This is a genomic window from Blautia sp. DFI.6.71 (genome assembly GCF_020593585.1).
In the GTDB taxonomy this organism is placed as follows: Bacteria; Bacillota; Clostridia; order Lachnospirales; family Lachnospiraceae; genus Blautia_A; species Blautia_A wexlerae.
The window spans coordinates 1-230 of sequence record NZ_JAJDMJ010000214.1; the positions used below are offsets into that span (position 1 = coordinate 1).

Below are 230 nucleotides of genomic sequence, written 5' to 3' on the forward strand. Positions count from 1 at the left end.
AAAGACCGATATGCGGGATTCCGAATGGATTTCCACCTTGCTTCGCGCCGGACTTTTGAACGGAAGTTTTATTCCCGAAAAAAAAATTCGGGAATTCCGCGATCTAAATCGTTACCGTAAGAGTGTCATCCGCGATATTACGTCACAGAAGAACAGGATTGAGAAATTTTTACAGAGTTCCGGCTTCCGTCTATCATCCTTTATTTCTGATATTTTTGGCGCTTCGGGTA

Annotated in this window: 1 protein-coding gene; it reads left to right on the plus strand. The window is 43.0% G+C overall.

The window, feature by feature from the left end; all coding sequences use genetic code 11:
- Positions 1–230: IS110 family transposase (locus LJE12_RS19920; RefSeq protein WP_227292454.1), on the plus strand; the 230-nt coding region annotated here is incomplete at both ends.